This is a genomic window from Prauserella alba, from assembly GCF_024171735.1.
GTDB lineage: Bacteria > Actinomycetota > Actinomycetes > Mycobacteriales > Pseudonocardiaceae > Prauserella > Prauserella alba.
This window is the reverse complement of the sequence record NZ_JAMTCH010000003.1, coordinates 870,755-893,147: the sequence shown is the minus strand read 5'-3', so window position 1 is coordinate 893,147 and position 22,393 is coordinate 870,755. Positions and strand designations below refer to the sequence as shown.

The following is a 22,393-nucleotide window of genomic DNA, read 5'->3' as shown; positions in this document are numbered from 1 at the left end:
GGGGCCGGTGGCGAATCACCGGCCCCGCCGTTCGGCCGGGTCGCGCTACTTCTTCTGGTACCGCTCGCGGCGCACCGTGGCCTTGCGGCCCTTGATGCTCGCGCCCTTCAGCGCGGCGATCACGTCGTCGGCCGCGCCGGAGGGCACATCGACGAGCGAGAACCGGTCGGCGATGTCGATCGCGCCGATGTCGCGGCCCCGCAGTCGCGACTCGCCCGCGATCGCGCCGACGAGATCCTGCGGCCGGACGCCCGACGTGCGGCCGACGCCGACGAACAGGCGTGTCATACCGGGGCCCACGGCGCGAGCGCCCTTCTGCTTGCCTCCGGGACCGCCGCCCTGGCCGGCCTCGCGCTTGGCCCCGCGTTTGCCGTCCGCCGGCGGCCACGCCTTCACCTCGGGAATCTCTTCCTCCTCGGTGATCGAGCCGCCGGCTTCGTGCGCCAGCTTGACCGCGGCGAGCGCGATCTCGACGACGTCGTACTCGTCGGCGAGCGGCTCGACGACCGAGCGGAACCGGTCGAGGTCCGCGGTGTCCTGCAGCGCCTCGGTGAGCGAGGAGCGGGTCTGTTCGAGTCGCTGCGCGCGCAGATCCGCGATCGTCGGCAGCTTCTTGACGGCGATCTTGTGGCCGGTGACGCGCTCGATGGTCTTGAGCATGCGGTGTTCCCGCGGCTCGGCCAGCGTGATGGCCGTGCCTTCGCGGCCGGCACGGCCGACGCGGCCGATCCGGTGTGTGTACGACTCGGGCGCACTCGGCACGTTGTAGTTGACGACGTGCGTGAGCTGATCGATGTCGAGCCCGCGCGCCGCGACGTCGGTGGCGACGACCAGGTCGGCGCTCGATCCGCGGAGCCGTTCGACGACCCGGTCACGCTGCAGCTGGTTCATGCCGCCGTGCAGCGGTTCGGCCCGGTATCCCCGGCCGTTGAGGGTCTCGGTGAGGGTGTCCACCTCGTCGCGGGTGCGGCAGAACACGATCGCCGCGGCCGGCGATTCGACGTCCAGTACGCGGCCCAGCGCCGCGGGCTTGTGCCCGCGCGGCACGACGTAGGCGGTCTGCGTGATCGGCGATTCGGCACCGCCCGCGGTGCGTTCCCTGCCGACGCTGATGTGCGCCGGGTCGGTCAGGAACCGCTTGACGAGGCCGTTGATGCGCGGCGGCATGGTCGCGGAGAACAGCATGGTCTGCCGCTGCGCGGGCATTTCCGCGAAGATCGCGTCGATGTCCTCGGCGAAGCCCATGTCGAGCATCTCGTCGGCCTCGTCGAGCACCGCCATGGTCAGCTCGCCCAGCGACAGTGTTCCCCGCGACAGGTGGTCCAGCGCCCGGCCCGGCGTCGCGATCACGACGTCGACCCCGCGTTCGAGCGCCTTCAGCTGCCTGCCGATGGGCTGGCCACCGTAGATCGGCAGCACGCGGGTGCCCAGCTCGTTGCCGTAGCGGTGCAGCGCCTCGGACACCTGCACGGCGAGTTCACGGGTCGGCGTGAGCACGAGTGCCTTGGGTCCGGTTCCCTTGCCGTGACCGGTGATGCGCTGCAGGATCGGCAACGCGAACGCCGCGGTCTTGCCGGTGCCCGTCGCAGCCTGTCCGACGAGGTCACGCCCGGCCAGCATCGGCGGGATCGCTTCCCGCTGGATGGGGGTCGGCTCCTCGTAGCCGAGCGCGGACAGCGCGCTGAGCAGTTCCGGACGCAGGTCCAGATCGGCGAACGTCACGCCCGCCTCGTCGTCCTCCCCGGATTTCCCGGTGTCGGCGACGTCGGCTGCGTCCACGCCGTCGGTTGCGTCCGTGGTGTCGGTGTCGGCGGCGGCCGTGTCGGCGACGTCGGTTGCGTCCGCGCCGTCGGTTGCGTCCGCGGTGTCAGCATCGGCCGTGTCGGCGTCGGTCTGCTCGGCGGCAGCGTGGGAATGTGCGGCGTTGGGGTCGCCGGCGGTGTCGTTGTCGTCCGGCGTGGCCGCGGCGCCGGTGGCGCTATCGGTGCTGTCGCCGGTGGCGGAGTCGTTCACGTTGGTGGACCTTCCTGATCCGGGGAATGTGCGGCGACGCCACGGCCGTGACATCCCCGACAGAGGTGACCACCGGCCACAGGTGCTGCGGCGGTGGGGGTGCGTTCACCGCGACGCCGGGAGAACGGCGTACTGGCGGACGTACAGGTCGGTGTAGGTGACCGGGCCACGCGGACCGGGCACGCGGTCCAGGTTGATGCCGGTCTCCGGCACGCCGAGCAGCTTGAAGCCGTCGAGCAGCCGGGTCGGGGCGTTCCAGAACACGCCGGTGCCCTGATATGCGTCGAAGAAGGCCTCGGCCGCGGCGGCGTCCTCGGTGGCGATACCCGCCGCGAGGCCGGAGGTCTGTTCGTTGGCGATCGCCACGGCCTCGGTGAGGCCGTCGACGGTGGACACGGTGACCGTGGCCTCACGGTCCGAGTCGAGTGCCCACTCGTAGCCGATCGCGTGCTCGTGCGGCGGCAGCGACGGGGTCACCCCGCGGCCGGCGAGGGCCTCGGAGATGACCGGCCACAGGCGGTCGTAGACCGCGGAGTGGACCAGCAGCAGGTTGAGCCGGTTGCAGACGCCGAGCCGGTCGAGGCTGCCACCGACGAGAGCGGCCACCGTGCCGGCGTCGGCCGCCTCGTCGACGTACAGCACGCCGCCGCCGTCGGCGTGCGCGAGCGTGCGCACGCCGCACTGTGCGCCCTCGGCCGCGAGCGCGCGGGTGGTCTCACCGCTGCCGCGCAGGATGACCAGCGGCACGAGATCCGGCAGGCGCACGAGCGCCGCCGCGGCGTCCCGTTCGGTGCGCGGAACCAGCTGGACGACACCGGCGTCGATACCGGCCGCGGTCAGGGCGGGAGCGACGACGGTCTCGATCAACCGCTGGGCCGAGCCGAGCGCGGCCGAGCCGGTGCGCAGGACACCCGCGTTGCGCGACTTGACCAGCTGCGACGCCACGTCGACCGTCACGTTGGGCCGTGCCTCGTAGTTGGCGCCGATGACGCCGACCGGCCTGCGCCGCTCGACGAGCTTCAGCCCGCCGTCGAGCGCCGACACGTCGACCGAACGCTGCTGGTGCGGTGCGCCCGCGAGCAGGCGGAGCTGGTCGGCCATTCCGGTCAGGCGGTCCTCGGTGATGGTGAGCCGGTCGAGCAGACCCGCGCTCATGCCCTCGGCGCGCGCACGGGTCACGTCGGCGTCGTTGGCGGCGAGGATGTCGGCACGGTGCTCGACGAGACGGTCGGCCATCGCGGTCAGAGCGGCGTCGATCGCCTCGTCCGGCGCGGTCGCCAACGACGGCGCCGCGTGCTTCGCCACCCGCGCGCACTCCTCGACAGCCTTGGCGACCTCGTCCGTCACAGCCAGAGCCCTTCCCCGCTCGCGGGCCGTCGGCCCGCAGTCGTCCGCACCGTCATCGTCACGGTGTCGACTTCTCAGTGTGCCCCACGGCCGGTGCGCGCCCACGGCCGGTCCCGGGTCGGGCACCTGCTCAAGGCGCTACAGCGGCCCGCCGACGGCCGGGTCGACGAGCAACATCCCGCCCACGACGGCACATCCTCCGATCAGGACTCCGAGCACGAGCAGCCACAGCGCCGCAGGCAGCCCGGTGAGCCGGGCCAGCTGGTCGATGTCCGAATCGCGGGCGGCGCCGCGACGGCGCTTGCTCTGCAGCTCGAACAGCGGCCGAACCCCACCGAGGATCAGGAACCACGTCACGACGTACACGAACACGGCCTGCACCCCGGGCGGGGCGAACCACGCCACGGCACCCAGCACCGCCGCCGAGACCAGCACGGAGAAGACCCCGTAGGCGTTGCGGATGAGGATCAGCACGCCGAGCAGCAGCACCGCGGTGACGCCCAGGACCGCCGAGAGCTGCTCGGCCCACACCAGCCACGAGAACAGCAGCCCGAGCAGTGCTGGCGCCGGATAGCCCGCCAGGGACGTGAGCACCATGCCGGGCCCTTCGGGACGGCCCCGCGAGACCGTCACTCCGGAGGTGTCCGAATGCAGCCGAATTCCCTGCAACCGCCTGCCCACCACGAGTGCCGCGAGCGCGTGGCCGGCCTCGTGGACGATCGTCAGCACGTTGCGCGCCAACCGCCACGGCGTCCCGGAGATCACCACGATCAGGGCGGCCACGCCGCTGATCAGAATGATGGTGCCCGCAGTGGTGGCGTCCAGGTCGAACGCCCGGGTGATGTCGTCGATACGGTCCTGCACGGCGCCAGCTCACCACAACGGCTGTCGGATCATGGTGACACCCCGCCACGAACGTCCCGGAGCACCGCGTCCCGGCTCTCCCCGCCCCGGAGTCCCCCATCCCGGAGCATCACGGCAGACCTGATCACGAAGCTCGCCCAACTCCGGTACGGCCGCCACTGCTCGGCCACCTCGGCGGGCGGCCGGTCGTAGAGGTCGCGCATCGCCGCCAGCAGCCACCGGTCGTGCGCGGGAAACACATCGGGGTGCCCCGCCCCGCGGGCCACGATCAGCTCGGCGGACAGCGGCCCTATCCCGGGGAGCTGCCGGACGAGCTCGACGGCCTCGCCGGGATCCATCGCCCGCAGTGCCGTCGCATCGAGCAGGCCGGACGCCGCAGCATCGGCGACGATCGCCAGGCGCTCGCGCTTGCCCACCGACAATCTCGTCGCTGGCGAGACCGCCCGCAGCTCCGAGGGCGGTGCGACGACCGCCCGGCGGCGGCCTCCGACGGGAACGACCCGCCCGTACCGCGTGACCACCCGCGCATACATGGCGACCGCCTGCGGCGTCCGCAGTCCCTGGCAGACCACGGCCCAGCACGCGGCCTCGTAGGGCGACCCGAACAGGATCGGCCGCGTCCCCGGGGAGGCCTTCCGGAGTCCGTCGAGTACGCCGTCACCGCGGGCCCGGGCAGCGAACGCCGCGCCGTCGCAGTCCAACGAGAGTATGCGGCGGGCCTGTGACACCGCCCGGTCCGCGTCGGCCTGCGACACGGCACCGGCAGCCCCCTGGTCGGCAGCCCCATCATCGGCAGCCCCATCATCGGTAGCGCCCTCACCCGTGGCTGCACCGGTGACCTGCAGCTCCAGCATCGCGGGCGATCGGCGCCGCACGTGCACCCCGACCGCGCGCCAGACACCGTCCAGGAGGAACGCCAGCCGCAGCTCGTCGGCGCCCCACAGGTCACGACCGACGGCGGGGGCGACCGCGTGCGCGGCGCTGCCGGACGCCGTCAGGGCGATGTCGTCCCGGCCGGCCGGTTCGAGCCGTGTCGTCACGGCCGGACCGGGCCCGTCGGAGACCGCGGCGGGCCGCCACCCCGGACCCGTGCGCACACTGCCGAGCCCCACCCGGCCGGTTTCCCCGTTGCCGGCTCCGTTCCAGCCGAACCCCATCGCGTCCCCCAGTTCCCGCCCGGGCATCCGGGCCTCGCCGTCGTTTCAGGAGTGATTCGAACGCTAGATCGATGAATTCCGGAGCGACAGCGCCGATTCCCCGGAAGGCGGGGTTTTCCGGGGCGCGTGACGCGAGTGTCGACGTGCGTTCGCCTCCGGACGTCGCGAAGGGTCCACTCGCGCCACGGCCCGCCTCAATGACACGCCTCCCGTCCGGCGCCACCCGGACCGCTGACACGACGGCGAGCGGCACGGCGCACGGCACTGCGCACCACACCGCGGGCCGCGCGTTAGTGTGGCCGGGTGACTGACCGTCTAGTCTGGATCGACTGCGAAATGACGGGACTCGATCTCGCGACCGACGCACTGATCGAGATCGCCGTACTCATCACCGACGCCGACCTCAACGTGCTCGACGACGGCCTCGACCTCGTCATCCACGCCGACGACGAGGCACTGGCGAACATGCCGGACGTCGTGGCCGAGATGCATGAGAAGTCGGGGCTGACCGACGAGGTCCGCCGCTCGACGATCGCCCTCGCCGACGCCGAACAACAGGTGCTCGACCACATCAAGCGGTACGTGCCCGAGGCGCAGACCGCTCCCCTGGCCGGCAACTCGATCGGCACCGACCGCGGCTACATCGCGCGCGACATGCCGGCGCTCGACGCCCACCTGCACTACCGCATGGTGGACGTGTCGTCGGTCAAGGAACTCGTTCGCCGCTGGTACCCGCGGGTGTACTACGCGAAGCCGGAGAAGGGCCTCGCCCACCGCGCACTGGCCGACATCAAGGAGTCGATCGCCGAACTGCGCTACTATCGCGCCACGGCGTTCGTACCCCACCCCGGGCCGAGCAGCGACGAAGCACGCGCCGCAGCCGAGAAGACCACCGCGACGTCGTGACCGCTCGGCGCCCCGACCACCGGTGGTGGACCTCCCCGAAACCGGGCGGAGGCGGTGCGCTACGATATGTCAGCCGAGCCGCTCAGCGGCTCGCATGGTGGATGTAGCTCAGCTGGTAGAGCACCTGGTTGTGGTCCAGGAGGTCGCGGGTTCGAGCCCCGTCATTCACCCCACGCAACTGCAATACACGCGGTTACCAACCCCGGAGGCACTCCCTCCGGGGTTCTTTTTTGTCTCCGTGGACCCCGGACTCGCCCGGACCCCACACGAGCGACGGTCTGTAGCGAACCGGGGCCGCCGGCCACACCGCCCTTGCGACGCCGCCTCCGCGCACACCGCCTCCGCGCACAGATTGCGCCCCGCATAACGTAAGCCTAGACTTACCGTTCGTGGAGACTTACGGATCGGACGTGTGGGAAGCGATCGGCGACCCCACCCGGCGGGCGATCATGGCCTGCCTGGCAGGGAAGGAGCTGGCTGTCGGGGAACTCGCCGACGAGCTACCGGTCAGCAGGCCGGCCGTCTCCCAGCACCTGAAGGTGCTGAAGAACGCCGACCTGGTCGCGGAGCGCACCGCGGGAACGAGACGGATCTACCGGCTCAACCCGGCCGGAGTGGCAGCCCTGCGGGACCAGCTGGAGACGTTCTGGAGCAGGGCCCTCACCGGATACCAGGACATCGCCGCCGGCCGGGGCGGTCACGCCACGGCCGGCGCAGAAAATCAGTTCGAGGAGGAAGAATGACGCAGGCACAGACCTCGGTGGTGCGGCAGCAGATCGTCGTCGAGGCACCCCTCGACAAGGCCTTCGGCACCTTCACCGAGCGGTTCGGCGACGTCAAGCCGAAGGAGCACGACCTGCTCACCGATCACCGAGACGGTCTTCGAGCCGCGCGTGGGCGGGCACATCTACGACCGCGCCGAGGACGGCAGCGAATGCCGGTGGGCACGCGTGCTCGCGTACGAGCCGCCGAACCGGGTGGTGTTCAGCTGGGACATCGGCCCGACACGGCAACTGGAGACCCACCCGGAGAACGCCAGCGAGGTGGAGATCCGGTTCGTGGCCGAGACACCGAGCGAACCCGACTCGAACTGGAACACCGGTACATCGACCGGCACGGCCCGGGCTGGGAGGCCGTCGCGGGCGGCGTCGGCAGTGACGGCGGCTGGCCGCTGTATCTGCGGCGGTACGCGGCGCTGCTCGACTGAACGAGCACCCCGGAAATCGCAACCCCGGGGCCCGCGAGCCCGGGGCCCGCGAGCCCGGCGGAGACCCGGACGACCACACGGAGACCGGAGCCACCGTGTGTCCCGCGGCCGGGCGCCCAGGGACACACTCCCCGGGGGCGTTCCACGTCGCCCGTCCGCGCGGAGGCGGGGCAGGCTCCTCAGGCCTCCTCCGAGGTCCACTCGTCCCACGACAGCTGCCAGACGCTCCAGCCGTCGGTCCAGTCGAGGGGCTGCCCGCCGGAGTTGCGCACCGTGATCACGTCACCCGGCTTCGAGTTCTTCATCAACCACGCGGCGTCGTCGGGAGCCAGGTTGATGCACCCGTGACTGGTGTTGGTGTTGCCCTGTTGCCCGACCGACCACGGCGCCGAGTGGTAGAAGATGCCCGAGTACGACATCCGCGTGGCGTATTCGACCCACAGCCGGTAGCCGTCGCCGCTGTCGGTCGGCACGCCGTAGGTACTGGAATCCATCGTGTACCCGTTGTGCTCGCTCATCACGGTGTACGTGCCGTCCGGTGTGGGCGAGGACGGCTTACCCATCGAGATCGGCATGCGCCGGACCCGTTCGCCGTCGACGAACACGGACATGTGGTGCGACTTCCCGTCGGCGATCGCGGTGACCTTGCGGCCGACCTCGAACGAGACCTTCCGATCCCCCGCGCCGTACATGCCGCCGCCGAGCGGCTTGCCGTAGATCGCCGCGTCGACGGTCACCTTCGTGCCCGGCTGCCAGTGCTCCTTCGGCCGCCACGTCACCTCGGAGTCGTTACGCCAGCGGAACGCACCCTCGGTGTCGTTGTCGCTGCGGATTCGCAGCGCCCGCTCGGCGAGCTCACGATCGGGCACGTCGGTGCTGAACGTGAACGCCAGGGGCATACCGACGCCGACCTGCTGACCCTCCTGCACGTTGAGATACACCTCGGCCTGCCCCTGCGGCACGACCGTCGTGAACGTCGCCTTCTCCGTGACGGTCTCGCCGTCGTCACCCTCGGCGGTCGCCTCCAACGTGTAGGTCTTGCCGTACCCGAGCGCCTCGGACGCCCGCCACGCGGTGTCCTGCAGGGTCATCGCGCCGTCGACGACGGTGCCGTCCTCGCCCACCAGGGAGGCCTCGGTGATCGTGCCGTGCTGCACCGTGGCCGTGAACCCGCGCCCGGGGGCGACGTCGCCGGCGCCCTGCTTCACCGACAGGTCCAGCTCGGCCGGCTGCGGCGGCCGCGTCGTGTCCGCGGGCCCACCCCCATCGCCGCCCGTGCCACGCTCCTGCCCCGTCGACGTGCAGCCCGCCGCGAGCACACCCCCGACGGCCATGATCGTTGCCAGCCGCGCCCAGCTGCCGGGTGCGGCCATCCCCCAACGCCCCATCGACAACCTTTCAGTTGACGTTGTCATTCCTTCGTGCGAATGCCGCCAGTCTGCCGGATCACAGGCCGTATAGCGGGCGGCGGTAATACGAGTGAGACGCGCACACACCCCGATTCGTTGCCATCTCCTCGACACCCGGCGCCGACGTGGGGCGATACGGAACGGAGGGGGGCCGTTCGGGGCCGGTACACACCGTGCTAATCTTTTTCCCGTCGCAAGGGAGACGGCGGACGCCGAGCCGAGCAGGCCGGAACGGCCGAGTTTCCATTCGTGTGACGCGCCGTTAGCTCAATAGGCAGAGCAGCTGGCTCTTAACCAGCGGGTTCGGGGTTCGAGTCCCTGACGGCGCACCACAGCCCCAGGCCATCGGCCTGGGGCTCTTCTTCTGTGTATGCCTCTTTTGTTCTCGATGCCGTTTGTGGTGGGCATCTCTTCGTTGCAGACGCTCTTCTCCGCGCCTCTCCCGTGACGCTTCTTCACCTCGACCGTGCGGCCCGCTGTTCACTCCCACCGGAACGGTCCGGGACGAACACCACCCGCCGCACGCGTGCGTCCTCCTTGTGGTTCGGACCACTCACACCGTCACGACACCGGCCACAACAGCGAGGCGCGCGATCCACACCGTGGAAACGCGCGCCTCGCTCCGTGACATCTACTCCGGTCCGCGCCACGCGGGCCCGGCAGGAGCCGACCGCTGAAGGCCGACCGACCGCCTGCCGGTCGGCGTGTCAGACGGTGGCGCCCGCCTTGGCGTTCTCCTCGCTCGCCCTGGCACCGGTGTCCGTCAACAGCGGTGGCGCACTCGGGGCGCGGAGCACCTCGTCGTCGAGCAGTCCCTCGGTTCGTGCGACCACGGTCGGTACCGCGATCTGACCCGCGACGTTCGTCGCCGTGCGCATCATGTCCATGATCGGGTTCACCGAGTAGATCAGCGCGATGCCCGTGGCGACCTGCGCCGGGTCGAGCCCGATGACCGTGCCGGTGAGCGTGAGCGCGGTGAGCCAGCCCGTGGTGCCCGCCGTCGCGAGCGCGCCGAACACCGCCACCACGACGATGCCGAGATACTGTCCGGCGCTCAACGACACTCCGGAGATGTTGGCGATGAAGATCGCGCCGATGGCGGGGAACACCGCGGCACAACCGTCCATTTTGGTCGCACTGGCGAGCGGGGTGGCGAACGCGGCGTAGCCGGGGTCCACGCCCAGGTTCACCGTCGTCTGCCGCGTCAACGGCAGCGTCGCACCCGACGACTGCGACACGAATGCGAACTGGATGGCCGTCCACGCCTTGCCGAAGAAGCGCCCCGGGCTCACCCGCGCCACGACGCGGAGCAACGTCGGATAGACGACGAACATGACCAGTCCGCTGCCGACGTAAACGGCCACCGTCATCGACAGCAGCGGCCGGAACAGCGAATCGCCGTACTCGGCCACGGCGGAACCGATGAGGCCGAGGATGCCCAGCGGGGCCAGCCGCACGATCCAGCCGAGGTACCGCTGGATGATCTCGAACACGCTCGTGACCACGTCGACGAACGGAGCGGCGCGCTCACCCAGGCTGTAGGCCGCGGCGCCGATCACCAGAGCCAGGAACAGCACCTGGAGCGTCTGGCCTTCGGCGAATGCGGCGACGAAGTTGTCCGGCACGATGCCGTCGAGGAACGCCGTCCACGAACCCCACTCCCCGACGCTGCCGGCAGCCTTCTCGGCGTTCTCCGCCGTGGCCTCGGCCCCGCCGAGGCCACTACTACCCGGGTCGAACAGCAGGCCGACTCCGATCCCGATCAGCACGGCGATCAGGGACGTCGTGGCGAACCACGCGACGGTCTTCCCGCCGAGGCGGGCCGCGGTACGCCCGCCGCCGAGCCCGCGGAGGCTGTTGATGCCGACGATGATCGCGGTGAACACCAGCGGCACCACCGCGATCTGCAGCAGGGTGGTGAACACCGAACCGACGTGGTCCAGCACCTCGGCGAGCCAGGTCGTGCCGGTGACGCGAGCCACCGCGCCCAGCCCGGCGCCGAGCAGAAGAGAACCGATGACCGCGGACGCGAAGACCGCGGGTTTCGTATACACGCGCAGCAAGGACACGAAGCCGCTCCGAGACGGTGGTTGCCGATAGATCCGGTATCGACAACACGGCGGCCCCGCCCCGTCTTCCACGTCCCAGATCGTGGGACCCGTAGCGGCCTGTCCACACGGCCGGGACTGGGACCATGCCGGGTGTGACAACGCCCGAACCCCCACTCGCCCGCCGCGGGCCGGACGGCAGCGGCTGGCGCACCCGCGCGAACCTGATGGTGCCGGTACTGCTCAGCCTGTTCGGGCTCGCCATGGTGGTCTGCGCCGGGCTGCCCGTGGTCGACGCACCGGCGGGCGGTCGCGTCCTGCTCGCCGCGTGCGGTGTCGTCCTCGTGCTGCTGGCGTTGCCGAACGGCCGCCGCGGCGGCGCACCCGGGTATCCGATCACCCACGGCGGCGTCGCGGCGACGGCGATCCCACGCCGGGGCATCCGCCTGTCCTCGGCACTGGCGACGCTGGTGCTGGGAACCACGCTCGTCGTCGCGGCCGTCGGGTCCTGGCGGAGCGACGGCGAGCCGGAGCCCGTGATGTTCGTGATCGGCGGGCTCATCGCTCTTGCGGGCGCAGTGGCGGCCTTCCACCCGCGCGCCCGCAGGCCCGCTCCGCTCCTGGTCAACGGTCGGGGTCTCGCCGTGCCCGACGGGGGTGGATACGTCGAGACGCCGTGGTCCGAGGTCGCCTCGATCGGCCGCGGCTGGACGTTCGTGGGCAGGCGGTGGACCTTCCCGCGCCACTACCGCAATCACATCGTGGTGACCGGGCACGACGGCGCGTGCCTGACCTTACTGCCGGCCGAACGGTTCGCCGGCCGGCCCGCGGCCGTACTCGCCCTGCTGCAGTCCCGCCACGCCGAGTACACCGGCGACTGAACACCGCCGGCGCCGGTGACACCTCCGACCGGGGCGGGCGCGGCCTCCCGGCCGGGCGCCGTCAACGGCGGCGAGACCGCACCGCGAGCTGGAGTTCCAGCAACAGCCGGTCCGAGGGGTCGCGCAGGTCCAGGCCGGTGAGTTGCTCCACGCGGCGCAGGCGATACCGCAGCGTGTTCGGATGCACCCGTACGCGTTCGGCCGCGGTGCGGACCTCACCATGACAGGCCAGGAACGCCGCGGCGCTCGCACGCAGCTCCGCGCCGTGCCGCTGGTCGTACGCGCTCAGCGCCTCCACCCGCGGATCGTGCATCTCCGGCCGCGAGCCCACCATGTCAAGGATCTCGCCCAGCAGCACCGCCGTCCGTGATTCGGCGAGCGTCGTCACCCGCCCCTGCGGCGGGATGTCGGCGGTGCCGTCCAGCACCCGGTCGACCTCGGCACGCGCAGCCGCGACGTCCCCGAGCCGGGCGACCCCGCCCGCGATGGCCGCGCGCAGCACCACCGAACGGGTGTCCTCGAGGGTCCCGACCAACTGCCGCGCCCACGCGGCGACCGCCTGCTGCGAGCTGTACCCGGGCAGCAGGACGTAGGCGCGGTCGCCGAGCATCGTCGTGACCGAATCGCGGCGGAACGCGCTCGCGTGCAGTCGCAGCACGCTGCCCGTACGCGCGAGACGTCCCTGTTCCGAGGCCGCGAACCCGATCACCGCGACCGGACCTGCCGAGGGCAGGTTCAGCGCGCCCGCCAGTGACGGCACGTCCACGCCCTCACCGTGCAGTCCGAACAGCCGCTGGATGAGCAGCTCCTCCGTGGACGGTGCGTTGTGGGTGCGCACGATGATCCGTGCCGCGATCGCCGCGGCGCCCCGCAGCACGTCGGCCGCGTCCGAGGAGAACGGCTGCTCACCCTGCTGCAGCCAGATCGAACCCAGCGTCCGCCCGGTCTCCCCGTCGTCGGCCGGTTCACGGATACCGACGACCAGCCGCCTTTTCGTTCCCAGCTCGGTGTGCTCGGGCACGTCGATGACCTCGTCACCGGTCCGCAGCCGGTCGTACACGCCCCACCGGTGCAGCACCCGCAGGTAGTCGCGCGGGCCTTCCCGCCCGAGGATGGACAGGGTGCGCAGCTCGTCGGCGGTCTCGTCGGACGGCGAGTGGGCCAGCACCCGCGAGGCGGAATCCTCGATCGACACCATTCCGCCCGCGTTGCGCGCGACGCTCTGCGCCAGGTCGAACAGGTCCGTGTCGGCGGCGAGCAGGTCGGGGTCCGCGGGCGCGTCCGGATGCCGGTGGCTGCGGTCGAGCATGCCCTGCACCCGCGGAAAGACATGATCCCAGCGCGCCCGGGGATGCACCTCGACGAACGCCACGCCCGCGTTGCGAGCCGCCTCGTGCACCTCCCGCGACGACGTCTTCGACAGCACGGCGCGGGGGCGCAGGCTCACGGGCCGTCCGGTGAGCGCGGCGAAGTACGCCAGCTCCTCGTCGTGACGCACCCCGACGTGCACGCACAGGTCGGGCGCCGGGGTCTTCTCCCCCGCTGGTCCGCCGTCGGCGAGCTCCGCGCCGTCGACGAGCGCCACCGACGAGACCACGACGGACGGATCACCCACGACGCCGCCCACCACGGCGGTGTCGAGCGCGTCGACGAGTTCGCGCAGCGTGATCGCGCGCCCGCTGTCCGCCATCCGATGTTTCCCTCCCACCCGCGCGGTCGTTGTCCGATCGCACGAAGTATTCGCACGGACTTTGTCCGATCGGCTCAGTTTACGGGCGCTCACGCCCTGCTTCACTGCCCGTGCGGCGATCCCGCTCGCATCGCACACGAAGGAGGCTCGAGGTCCATGGACGGCATCACCAACGTTCCGCAGCCCGCGAACGAACCGGTCAACTCGTACGCGCCCGGCACGCCCGAACGCGCCCGGCTGCAGGCGAAGCTGGCCGAGCTGGACGCCAGCCCCACCGAGGTCCACCACGTCATCGACGGCGAGCACCGGCGCAGTGCGACGACCGTGCAGAACGTCGTGCAGCCGCACAAGCACGCCTCCGTGCTCGGCACGTTCACCCACGCCACACGGCAGGACGTCGGCGACGCCGTCGAAGCGGCGGGCGCCGCCGCTCCCGCGTGGGCGGCCATGCCGTTCGACGAGCGGGCCGCGATCTTCCTGCGCGCCGCCGACCTGCTGTCCGGTCCGTGGCGCGAGACCATCGCCGCCGCGACGATGCTCGGCCAGTCGAAAACCGCCTACCAGGCCGAGATCGACGCTCCGTGCGAACTCATCGACTTCTGGCGGTTCAACGTCCACTTCGCCCGCCAGCTGATGACCGAGCAGCCGTTGTCGGTGCCCGGCGTGTGGAACCGCGTCGAATACCGCCCCCTCGAAGGGTTCGTCTACGCGGTCACTCCGTTCAACTTCACCGCCATCGCGGGCAACCTGCCGACCGCGCCCGCGCTGATGGGCAACACGGTCGTGTGGAAGCCGTCCGACACCCAGGCCGTGTCGGCGTACCTGACGATGCAGCTGCTCGAAGCCGCAGGCCTGCCCAAGGGCGTCATCAACCTCGTCACCGGCCCCGGGCCCGACATCTCCGACGTCGTGCTGGCCGACCCTCGCCTGTCCGGCATCCACTTCACCGGCTCCACGCAGACGTTCCAGACCCTGTGGCGCGAGGTGGGCACCAACATCTCGCGTTACCACTCGTACCCGCGCCTGGTCGGCGAGACCGGCGGCAAGGACTTCGTCGTCGCGCACAGTTCGGCCAACCCCGAGATCCTCACGACGGCCCTGATCCGCGGCGCGTTCGACTACCAGGGCCAGAAGTGCTCCGCGGCCTCGCGCGCCTTCATCCCGCAGTCCGTATGGGCGAAGATGGGCGAGGACCTCATCGCCAAGACCAATGCCCTCTCCTACGGCGACGTGGCGGACCTGTCGAACTACGGCGGCGCCGTCATCGACAAGCGCTCGTTCGACCGCAACGCCGCAGCGCTGGAGCGTGCCAAGTCGACGCCGGGGCTGACGATCGCCGCGGGCGGCGGCGCCGACGACAGCGTCGGCTACTTCGTCGAGCCGACGATCCTGCTCGGTGACGACCCGACCGACGAGGCGTTCCAGCAGGAGTACTTCGGCCCGATCCTGGCGATCCACGTCTACGACGACTCGAAGCCGGGCACATTCGATGAGATCCTGGAGACGGTGGACACCGGCTCGGCGTACGCCCTGACCGGCGCGGTGATCGCGGACGACCGCGACGCCGTGGCCAGGGCGTCGGAGAAGCTGCGGTTCGCCGCGGGCAACTTCTACATCAATGACAAACCGACCGGTTCGATCGTGGGCCAGCAGCCGTTCGGCGGCGCCCGCGCCTCGGGCACCAACGACAAGGCCGGGTCGCCGCAGAACCTGCTGCGATGGGCCTCGGCACGCTCCGTCAAGGAGACGTTCGTGGCCCCGACCGATCACCGCTACCCGCACCAGGGGGTGTGATCACCATGCCGTCTCCGCTGCGCACCGGCCTGCTCGCCGCGGCGAGGTCGAAGCGCCTCGAACGGATGGCCTCCCGGATCGCGCTCACCCGCAAGGTCGTCGACCGTTTCGTGGCCGGTGAGACCGAGCAACAGGCGCTCGCGACGTCCCGCGACATCCTCGCCTCGGGCCGGTTCATCACGATCGACCACCTCGGCGAGGACACCACCGACACCGCGCAGGCGACCGCGACCGTACAGGCGTATCTGTCGCTGCTGTCGGCCCTCGCGCCGCTGGCCGGCAGGCAGGCCGCGGCGGACGGACCGCGGCCGGTGGAGGTGTCGTTGAAGCTGTCGGCCCTCGGCCAGTTCCTGGGGGCCGACGGCGATCGGATCGCGCTGGAGAACGCGCACAAGATCGCCGCCGCGGCCGACGAGGCGGGGGTGTGGGTCACGGTCGACGCCGAGGACCACACGACTACCGATTCGACGTTGTCGATCGTGCGCGAGCTTCGCAGCGACTTCCCGCACCTGGGCACGGTGCTGCAGGCCTACCTCAAGCGCACCGAGGCCGACTGCGCCGACCTGTCCGGGCCGGGGTCCCGTATCCGGCTGTGCAAGGGCGCCTACGCCGAGCCCCCGAGCGTGGCCCACCAGGGCGATGCCGTCGACGAAGCGTACGGGCGGTGCCTGCGGGTGCTGATGAACGGACGGGGCTATCCGATGGTCGCGACGCACGATCCGGCGATGGTCGAGGCGGGGCTGCGCCTGGCTGCCGAGTCGGGCCGCAGCAGCGACGAGTACGAGCTGCAGATGCTCTACGGCATCCGCGACACCGAACAGCTCCGGCTCGTCGGGCAACAACGTCAGCTGCGCGTGTATCTGCCGTACGGCACCGAATGGTACGGCTACTTCATGCGCCGCCTCGCGGAGAAACCGGCCAACCTGGCGCTGTTCCTCCGGGCGTTGACCTCGCAGAAGTAGGCGCCCGCCGAACAACTCCCCCCGGGGGCACCCTGGTTGCATTCAATGCAACCAGGGTGCCCCCGGGGGTGTTGGCCGTGTCACGCCGGCCTGCGGACCGTCGAGGGCTGTCCCACGGCAGGTCGCGGCCATAGACTCGCTGCGATCGATGATCAACGGCGAAAGGCGCGCACAAGGATGTACGCAGCGACGGTCACCCGCACCGACGGCCCGACGGCTCTGGAGGTCACCGACGCTCCCGCGCCGACGCCGGGCGACGGCCAGGTCCTCATCGACGTCAAGTCGGCCGGGGTCAACTTCCCCGACCTGCTGATGACGAAGAACATGTACCAGTACAAGCCGGAGCCGCCGTTCACGCTCGGCGGGGAGCTCGCTGGTGTCGTCCGTGAGGCCCCGGCCGGTTCCGGCTTCTCCCCCGGTGACCGCGTCGCCGCCAGCACCACCACGGGCGCCTTCGCGGAACAGGTCCTCGCACCGGTAACCAACGTGTTTCCGCTGCCGGACGCGATGAGTTTCGCCGCGGGCGCGTGCCTGCCGATGAACTACCTGACCATGACCTTCGCACTGCTCAAGCGAGGACAGCTGCAGCGGGGCGAGACGGTGCTCGTGCACGGTGCAGCCGGCGGCATCGGCACGGCCACCATCCAGCTCGCCTCGGCGATGGGTGCACACGTCGTCTCCGTGGTGTCCACAGAGGACAAGGCGCGGTTCGTGTCGTCGGTCGGCTCGCACGACGTCGTCCTCGCCGACGGTTTCAAGGACTCGGTCGCCGAGCTCACCGGGGGCCGCGGCGTCGACGTGGTGGTCGACCCGGTCGGCGGCGACCGCTTCACCGACTCCCTCCGCAGCCTCGCGCCACTGGGCAGACTGCTGGTCATCGGATTCACCGCGGGCGACATCCCCACCGTCAAGGTCAACCGCCTGCTGCTGAACAACATCGACGTCCGCGGGGTCGCGTGGGGCGCCTACGCCCTGGCCGATCCGGCGCGCCTCCGCGCGGAGTGGGACGTGCTGCTGCCCTACCTCGGCTCCGGCGTCGTCGATCCGCCGATCGCGGCGACCTATCCCCTGTCCCGGGCGGGCGAGGCGGTCGCGCAGCTCGACGACCGGGCGGTACTCGGCAAGGTCGTGGTGGATCCGACGGCGTGACACGGTCGCCTGCCGGGCGCTCGGCGACGACGCACCGGCCGGCACAGCCGGTTTCGGCGGAACGTCGCGGTCGCGCCGAAACCGTTCGCTAGCCTCGACGGCGATGAGCACACCCGCAGCCACCGCAGCCGATGCCGACACCGCGACCGACACGGCGACCGACGCCGACACCGCGGCGGCCGTCGTCGACCGCGCCTACCGGTTGATCCTCGGCCGAGCGCCGGACGCCGACGGGCTGGCGTACTACACCGAGCGGCTGCACTGCGGGGAGCTGTCGAGGCCGCAGTTGTGCGCGGCACTCGCGAGCTCCGACGAGTTCGCAGACAGGCTCTCCCCCGAGCAGGCGCCCGCTCCGGAGGCCGCCGACACCCGAGCGGCGGCCGCACGTGACCCCGAGTTCGTCGACGCAGCCGAACTCGTCCGCACCACGACTGTCGAGGAGCTGGCCGCCACCGCCGAGGAGTACTTCTCCTCGCTCGACGACACCGAACTGCTGCTGACGAAGCCGTTCAAGGAACCCGGCGAGGCCGCCGATCTGCTGGTGACGTTCGGCCAGGTGCTGCGCGGCCTGCAGCCGGCGGCGGGCATGACGGTGCTGGACTTCGGCGCGGGCACCTGCTGGACGAGCCGCCTGCTCACGCAGCTCGGCTGCCACGTGATCGCCGCGGACGTCTCGTCGTCGGCGCTCGCGCTGGGCCGCGAACTGTACGCGCGCCAGCCCGTGCTCGGAGACCGGCCCGAACCGGAGTTCCTGACCTTCGACGGCCACCACATCGCGCTGCCGGACGGCAGTGTCGACCGGATCCTGTCCTACGACGCACTCCACCACGTGCCGAACCCCGACCGCGTGCTCGCCGAGTTCGCCCGGGTGTTGCGGCCGGGAGGTCTCGCCGCTTTCGCCGAGCCGGGCCCCGAGCATTCGCTGCAACCGCAGTCGCAGTACGAGATGCGGCATTTCGGGGTGCTCGAGAACGACGTGGTGATCGAACAGCTGTGGGAGCGGGCGCGCCGGGTCGGGTTCGCCGATCTGCGGCTCTGCCTGCTCGACTCGGCACCGCAGTGGGTCGACCTGCCGACGTTCCAGGACGTGCTGGCCGGCCACACCGACGGCTCGGTGTTCCCGGAGCCCACGCGCGCGGCGATCGGCGACCGGCGCATGTTCGTGCTCCGCCGCGACGGTGTCGAGACACCCGACAGCCGCGCGGCGGACGGGCTCTGCGCCGACGTGACGTTGTCCGACGTCGAGGTCGTCACATCCGCGTCCGGCGCGACGGTCCACGGGACGTGTCTGCTGCGCAACACCGGCACCCGCACCTGGCTGCCGTCCGACGCGGCGCACGGCCCCGTGTTCCTCGGCGCGCGTGTGCACACGGCCGACGGCGCAGTGAGCGACCGGCTCTCCGATTCCGGTGGGCGGATCCCACTGCCCGGGAGCGGCATCGCCCCGGGCGAGGAGGTGACCGTCGCGGTCCGACTCGACGTGCCCGCCCAGCTCGGCGACGACAGTGGAACCGCGCCGGTCGCCGTGGAATTCGACCTGGTCAGCGAGTTCGTGTGCTGGTTCTCGGTGAACGGATCGACCCCGGTGACCGTGCCGCTGTCCTGACGCCTGTCGCCCTGGCGGCCGCTGTCGGCGGCCTGCCGTCCCCGCGCCGTTCGGACGCCGCCACCCGCCCGGCCTCGCAGCCCTCGCGGCGTTTCGTCCCTGTTGTGCCGGTTTCCGCTGATGACGGTGCATACGGCGGATCGGCCGTCGGTGGCGAGCGGTAACCTCCGCTCGCACTTTCGGGGAGACCCGGGACACGGGGACCGCGCGCACGCACGCGCAGACGGCGCAAACGAGGTGAGCACCGATCCGGCAGGCGAGCACGACCGGCCCGGCGAACGCGGGCCCCACGGAGGCGAAGCTGTACGCCGCCCTCCGCCGCTACGCGGTCGGTGTGCGGATCGCCGTGGTGCTCGCCTGTGTCGTGCTCGCCATGATCGGCGTGCCGGACCGCTACGAACCTGCGGTGCTGGTCGCGGCGGTCACCATCGCGTGGTGCGGCCTGTCGGCGTGGTGGACGTGGCGGGCCCCGCACCACGCCGCACCGGCCCTGGTCGTCGCCGCGGCGGTCGTCGCACTGCTCACGGTGGAACTCACCCAGCCCTGGACGGCCATCGGCCCGTACAACGGCTGGGCATTCGCGGTCGCGAGCATCACGAGCATCGGCATCCAGTTCGAGCTGCCGAGCCGGCCCCGGCTCGCACTGCTGGTCACCGTCGTCGCCGCCGGGTCCTACGTCGCCGGCGCGGCGATGGCGCGCCCGCTTGCCGACGCCGCACTGTTCGGGGCCAGGCTGCTGCTCGACGCCCTGCTGGCCCGCTGCGTGTTCCTGCTGATCCGTTCCCGCGCCCGTGCGGCCGACCGTGCACGGGAACGCGCGGCCGCTCAGCGGCGCGCCGCCGAGGTCGCGGCGGCCCGCCGTAGCACCGAACGCGAATACCTCGCCACGCTGCACGACACGGCCAGCGCCACGCTGATGATGGTGTCCCTCGGCGCCGGTGCGCCCCAGGACACGTGGCTGCCCGACCGCGCGCGCCGGGACCTCGACGCGATCACCACCGTTCCCGCTCCGCCGGGCACCCGGCAGGGCACCGTCGACCTCCCGGTCCTGCTCCGGCAGGCGACCGCACACCCCCTCGTCGACGTGGCCTGGGACGCCCCCGAGACACTTCCCCTACCTGCGCGGCCCGCCCTGGCGATCTCCCACGGGGTACGCGAGGCGGTGGAGAACGTCGCCCGCCATTCCGGGGTGGCCGAAGCCCGCCTGCGGGTGCAGGGCTCGGCGGGCGGGGTCGAGGTCACGCTGGCCGACGACGGCAGCGGCTTCGACCCGGCCGCCGTCGGCGACCACCACCACGGCACGAGCGAGTCGATCTCCGGGCGCATGGCCGACACCGGCGGCACCGCGGTGATCGAATCCGCTCCCGGCCACGGCACGACGGTCCGCTGGAGCTGGCATGACTGACCACGCCACCGCCACCCACCCCGCCACGCCCGCATCCGGCACCGTCGCATCCGGCACGGAGGCATCCGACACGTCGGCATTGGGCACGGTGGCCACGCCCGGCGACCCCACGAGCGGGCACGCACCGGTACCGCTGCGGTCACCGCCGCTCGGGCAGCCGGCCGAGCAGGTGCGGGACCGGCTGGTGCGGGGTGCCCAAACGGCGGTCCTGCTCGTCGGCGTGGCCGTGCAGCTCACCAGCTGCCTTCCCCAGCTGATCGCCAACCACGACCGCTTCGGCCCCTGGTGGACCGAACTGGTGGCGTTCGTCATGCTGGCCTGCGTCGCCGTGGCGATCGCGGCCGGCGTGGTGCACCCCAGGCCGATGCCGCGCGCACTGGCGTTCGCACTGTGCGGCGTGTGCGTGGCCGCCGCAGCCCTGGCGTCGATGCCGATTCCGGCCGAGCTGCTCCTGGTCGCCGACGACTGGTCGTTCGGCATCGCCGGCTGGTACATCCTCGCCCTGCTGCTGCCGATGCGCATGCGCACGATCGCGGTGTTCTTCGCGTGCCATGCGCTGGTCACCGTCGCCGAGGTGCTGTTCAAAGGCGTGCCAGAGCGGCACATCACGGTCCAGATGGGCATGGTGTCCGTCTCGGTGTTCGGGTTGGAGATCGCGGTGGCCCTGCTCGCCGTGGTGCTGCACCACACCGCCTCCGACGCGGGCGAAGCCGCCCGACGTGAGGAACGCACCCGCACCGCGGAGGAGATCGCCGAGGCCACGCACCGCGACCACCAGGCCCGCTACGCCCGGCTGCTCGACACCACGGTGCCGCTCCTCACCGGCCTGGCCTACGGCGCGCTCGACCCGGGCGACGAGAGGGTGCGCAGGCGCGCCGCCATCGAAACGGCCCGGATGCGGCAGCTCTTCGCCGAGACCGACGACGTGTCGGACCCGCTGCTGCACGAGCTGCGCGCGGGCATCGACGTCGCCGAGCGGCAGGGCGTGTCGGTACAGCTCGCGGTACGCGGTGAGGTCCGTCCGGTACCGCAGCCGGTACGGCAGGAGCTGGTGGCGCCGGCCGCGGCGGTGCTCGCATCGGCCCGCTCCACGGCCCGTGCCACAGTGGTGCGCACCCCGGCGGCGGTCCGCGTGAGCGTCGTGGCCGACGCCCCCGCCGAGATCGCCGCCGCGGTCGACACCGAGCGACGGTCCCGCACCGAGATCACGACGACCACGACGAACGGGAAACTCTGGGTGGAGGCGGTATGGCGGACGAAATCACCGTGACGGTCGTGGACGATCATCCCGCGATGCTCGTCGGCATCGAACAGTGGTACGCGGCTGCGCCGGAGCCACTGCGGGTCGCTGCCAGCGGCGCGACGTCGAAGACCGCGTGGCTGCCACCCGGGGACGCCGCGGACGTCGTGGTGTTCGACCTGCAGCTGGCGGGCCAGACCACGCCGGCCTTCGGCGAACTGCGCCGGCTCGTCGACGCGGGCAGGAACGTCATCGTCTACACCATGCGCGACGACGAGCAGACCGCGCTGACCTGCCTCGACCTGGGCGCCGTGACCTTCCTGACCAAGACGGAGGGCGCCGACCACCTGGTGTCGGCCACCCTGGCGGCCGCGCGGGACCGGCCGTACACCCCGCCCGCACTGGCGGGCGCCCTGTCGGCCAACACCAGCTCCGATCGGCCGAAACTGTCGATCCGCGAGGAGGAAGTGCTGGTCGAATGGTTCCAGTCCGAGTCGCGGGACCTCGTGGCCCAGCGGCTGAACCTGTCCCCGAAGACCGTCACGACCTACCTCGACCGCGTACGGCTGAAGTACGCCAACGCGGGCAGGCCTGCGCGCAGCAAGGCCGCCCTGGTCGCGCGGGCCATCCAGGACGGGCTCATCAGCGTCGACGACCTCTGATGACCCGGCCCGACAGGCACCGAGCGGGATCGTCCGGTGATCGTGCCACCCCC

Annotated in this window: 18 protein-coding genes and 2 tRNA genes; 13 read left to right on the top strand and 7 right to left on the bottom strand. The window is 71.4% G+C overall.

Annotated features, from left to right (window positions below):
* Nucleotides 1–45: 45 nt before the first annotated feature.
* From LY12_RS04020 to LY12_RS04005, 4 genes are all read right to left on the bottom strand, one after another.
* A complete protein-coding gene (locus LY12_RS04020) occupies nt 46–1,779 on the bottom strand; it encodes a DEAD/DEAH box helicase (RefSeq protein WP_372493476.1) in 1,734 nt (577 codons plus the stop codon).
* A 339-nt stretch (nt 1,780–2,118) separates the two neighbouring features.
* Nucleotides 2,119–3,360: an aldehyde dehydrogenase family protein gene (locus LY12_RS04015; protein WP_253853330.1), complete on the bottom strand. Its 1,242-nt coding sequence runs from the start codon at nt 3,358–3,360 to the stop codon at nt 2,119–2,121.
* Nucleotides 3,361–3,498: 138 nt separating this feature from the next.
* A complete protein-coding gene (locus LY12_RS04010; protein ID WP_253853329.1) occupies nt 3,499–4,224 on the bottom strand; it encodes a M50 family metallopeptidase in 726 nt (241 codons plus the stop codon).
* A gap of 29 nt (nt 4,225–4,253) precedes the next feature.
* On the bottom strand, nt 4,254–5,408 hold the full coding sequence (locus LY12_RS04005) for a DNA-3-methyladenine glycosylase family protein (RefSeq protein WP_253853328.1): 1,155 nt from the start codon (nt 5,406–5,408) through the stop codon (nt 4,254–4,256).
* A 276-nt stretch (nt 5,409–5,684) separates the two neighbouring features.
* On the opposite strand from LY12_RS04005, the gene orn reads away from it, so the two are divergent.
* The 4 genes from orn to LY12_RS03985 all read left to right on the top strand — a co-directional run bounded on the left by orn (nt 5,685) and on the right by LY12_RS03985 (nt 7,494).
* The gene (gene orn / locus LY12_RS04000) at nt 5,685–6,287 is read left to right on the top strand and encodes an oligoribonuclease (RefSeq protein ID WP_253853327.1); all 603 of its coding nucleotides are present in this window, start codon (nt 5,685–5,687) and stop codon (nt 6,285–6,287) included.
* A gap of 97 nt (nt 6,288–6,384) precedes the next feature.
* Nucleotides 6,385–6,460 (top strand) — tRNA-His (locus LY12_RS03995).
* A 216-nt stretch (nt 6,461–6,676) separates the two neighbouring features.
* Nucleotides 6,677–7,030: an ArsR/SmtB family transcription factor gene (locus tag LY12_RS03990; protein ID WP_308292062.1), complete on the top strand. Its 354-nt coding sequence runs from the start codon at nt 6,677–6,679 to the stop codon at nt 7,028–7,030.
* Complete coding sequence (locus LY12_RS03985; RefSeq protein WP_253853324.1) at nt 7,027–7,494, top strand: SRPBCC family protein; 468 nt, start codon at nt 7,027–7,029, stop codon at nt 7,492–7,494. Before LY12_RS03990 ends, LY12_RS03985 begins: the two co-directional genes overlap by 4 nt.
* Nucleotides 7,495–7,673: 179 nt before the next feature.
* Here the strand turns inward: LY12_RS03985 and LY12_RS03980 are convergent, their stop codons facing one another.
* Nucleotides 7,674–8,882 (bottom strand): L,D-transpeptidase, encoded by a 1,209-nt coding sequence (locus LY12_RS03980; protein WP_253853322.1) that lies wholly within the window; start codon nt 8,880–8,882, stop codon nt 7,674–7,676.
* Nucleotides 8,883–9,159: 277 nt separating this feature from the next.
* On the opposite strand from LY12_RS03980, the gene LY12_RS03975 reads away from it, so the two are divergent.
* Nucleotides 9,160–9,235, top strand: a tRNA-Lys gene (locus tag LY12_RS03975).
* Between the two features lie 375 nt (nt 9,236–9,610).
* On the opposite strand, the gene LY12_RS03970 is transcribed toward LY12_RS03975, so the two are convergent.
* Nucleotides 9,611–10,972 carry a dicarboxylate/amino acid:cation symporter gene (locus LY12_RS03970; protein WP_253853320.1) on the bottom strand — a complete coding sequence of 454 codons (1,362 nt, stop codon included), beginning with the start codon at nt 10,970–10,972 and terminating at the stop codon, nt 9,611–9,613.
* A gap of 134 nt (nt 10,973–11,106) precedes the next feature.
* On the opposite strand from LY12_RS03970, the gene LY12_RS03965 reads away from it, so the two are divergent.
* On the top strand, nt 11,107–11,832 hold the full coding sequence (locus LY12_RS03965) for a hypothetical protein (RefSeq protein WP_253853317.1): 726 nt from the start codon (nt 11,107–11,109) through the stop codon (nt 11,830–11,832).
* A 61-nt stretch (nt 11,833–11,893) separates the two neighbouring features.
* Here LY12_RS03965 and LY12_RS03960 read toward each other — a convergent pair whose 3' ends face one another.
* A complete protein-coding gene (locus tag LY12_RS03960) occupies nt 11,894–13,522 on the bottom strand; it encodes a PucR family transcriptional regulator (RefSeq protein ID WP_253853316.1) in 1,629 nt (542 codons plus the stop codon).
* A gap of 156 nt (nt 13,523–13,678) precedes the next feature.
* On the opposite strand from LY12_RS03960, the gene pruA reads away from it, so the two are divergent.
* From pruA to LY12_RS03925, 7 genes are all read left to right on the top strand, one after another.
* Nucleotides 13,679–15,316: an L-glutamate gamma-semialdehyde dehydrogenase gene (gene pruA, locus LY12_RS03955; protein ID WP_253853315.1), complete on the top strand. Its 1,638-nt coding sequence runs from the start codon at nt 13,679–13,681 to the stop codon at nt 15,314–15,316.
* A 5-nt stretch (nt 15,317–15,321) separates the two neighbouring features.
* The gene (locus tag LY12_RS03950; RefSeq protein WP_253853314.1) at nt 15,322–16,278 is read left to right on the top strand and encodes a proline dehydrogenase family protein; all 957 of its coding nucleotides are present in this window, start codon (nt 15,322–15,324) and stop codon (nt 16,276–16,278) included.
* Nucleotides 16,279–16,455: 177 nt separating this feature from the next.
* Entirely contained in the window at nt 16,456–17,427 is a 972-nt protein-coding gene (locus LY12_RS03945) for an NADPH:quinone oxidoreductase family protein (protein ID WP_253853313.1), read from the top strand.
* Nucleotides 17,428–17,530: 103 nt separating this feature from the next.
* Nucleotides 17,531–19,033 (top strand): methyltransferase domain-containing protein, encoded by a 1,503-nt coding sequence (locus tag LY12_RS03940; RefSeq protein ID WP_253853312.1) that lies wholly within the window; start codon nt 17,531–17,533, stop codon nt 19,031–19,033.
* Nucleotides 19,034–19,367: 334 nt separating this feature from the next.
* Nucleotides 19,368–20,438, top strand: coding sequence for a sensor histidine kinase (locus LY12_RS03935; RefSeq protein WP_253853311.1), 1,071 nt, complete (start codon nt 19,368–19,370; stop codon nt 20,436–20,438).
* Nucleotides 20,431–21,708: a hypothetical protein gene (locus LY12_RS03930; protein WP_253853310.1), complete on the top strand. Its 1,278-nt coding sequence runs from the start codon at nt 20,431–20,433 to the stop codon at nt 21,706–21,708. The genes LY12_RS03935 and LY12_RS03930 overlap by 8 nt, the downstream gene beginning before the upstream one ends.
* A complete protein-coding gene (locus LY12_RS03925) occupies nt 21,687–22,340 on the top strand; it encodes a response regulator transcription factor (RefSeq protein ID WP_253853309.1) in 654 nt (217 codons plus the stop codon). The genes LY12_RS03930 and LY12_RS03925 overlap by 22 nt, the downstream gene beginning before the upstream one ends.
* Nucleotides 22,341–22,393: the final 53 nt, after the last annotated feature.

Bases quoted from the DNA above. Each gene is read 5' to 3' on its own strand.
- LY12_RS03980 (WP_253853322.1), bottom strand. From the start codon at position 8,882: ATGGGGCGTTGGGGGATGGCCGCACCCGGCAGCTGGGCGCGGCTGGCA.
- LY12_RS03985 (WP_253853324.1), top strand. From the start codon at position 7,027: ATGACGCAGGCACAGACCTCGGTGGTGCGGCAGCAGATCGTCGTCGAG.
- pruA (WP_253853315.1), top strand. From the start codon at position 13,679: ATGGACGGCATCACCAACGTTCCGCAGCCCGCGAACGAACCGGTCAAC.
- LY12_RS03930 (WP_253853310.1), top strand. From the start codon at position 20,431: ATGACTGACCACGCCACCGCCACCCACCCCGCCACGCCCGCATCCGGC.
- LY12_RS04005 (WP_253853328.1), bottom strand. From the start codon at position 5,408: ATGCCCGGGCGGGAACTGGGGGACGCGATGGGGTTCGGCTGGAACGGA.
- LY12_RS03925 (WP_253853309.1), top strand. From the start codon at position 21,687: ATGGCGGACGAAATCACCGTGACGGTCGTGGACGATCATCCCGCGATG.
- LY12_RS03940 (WP_253853312.1), top strand. From the start codon at position 17,531: ATGAGCACACCCGCAGCCACCGCAGCCGATGCCGACACCGCGACCGAC.
- LY12_RS03950 (WP_253853314.1), top strand. From the start codon at position 15,322: ATGCCGTCTCCGCTGCGCACCGGCCTGCTCGCCGCGGCGAGGTCGAAG.
- LY12_RS03960 (WP_253853316.1), bottom strand. From the start codon at position 13,522: ATGGCGGACAGCGGGCGCGCGATCACGCTGCGCGAACTCGTCGACGCG.
- LY12_RS03945 (WP_253853313.1), top strand. From the start codon at position 16,456: ATGTACGCAGCGACGGTCACCCGCACCGACGGCCCGACGGCTCTGGAG.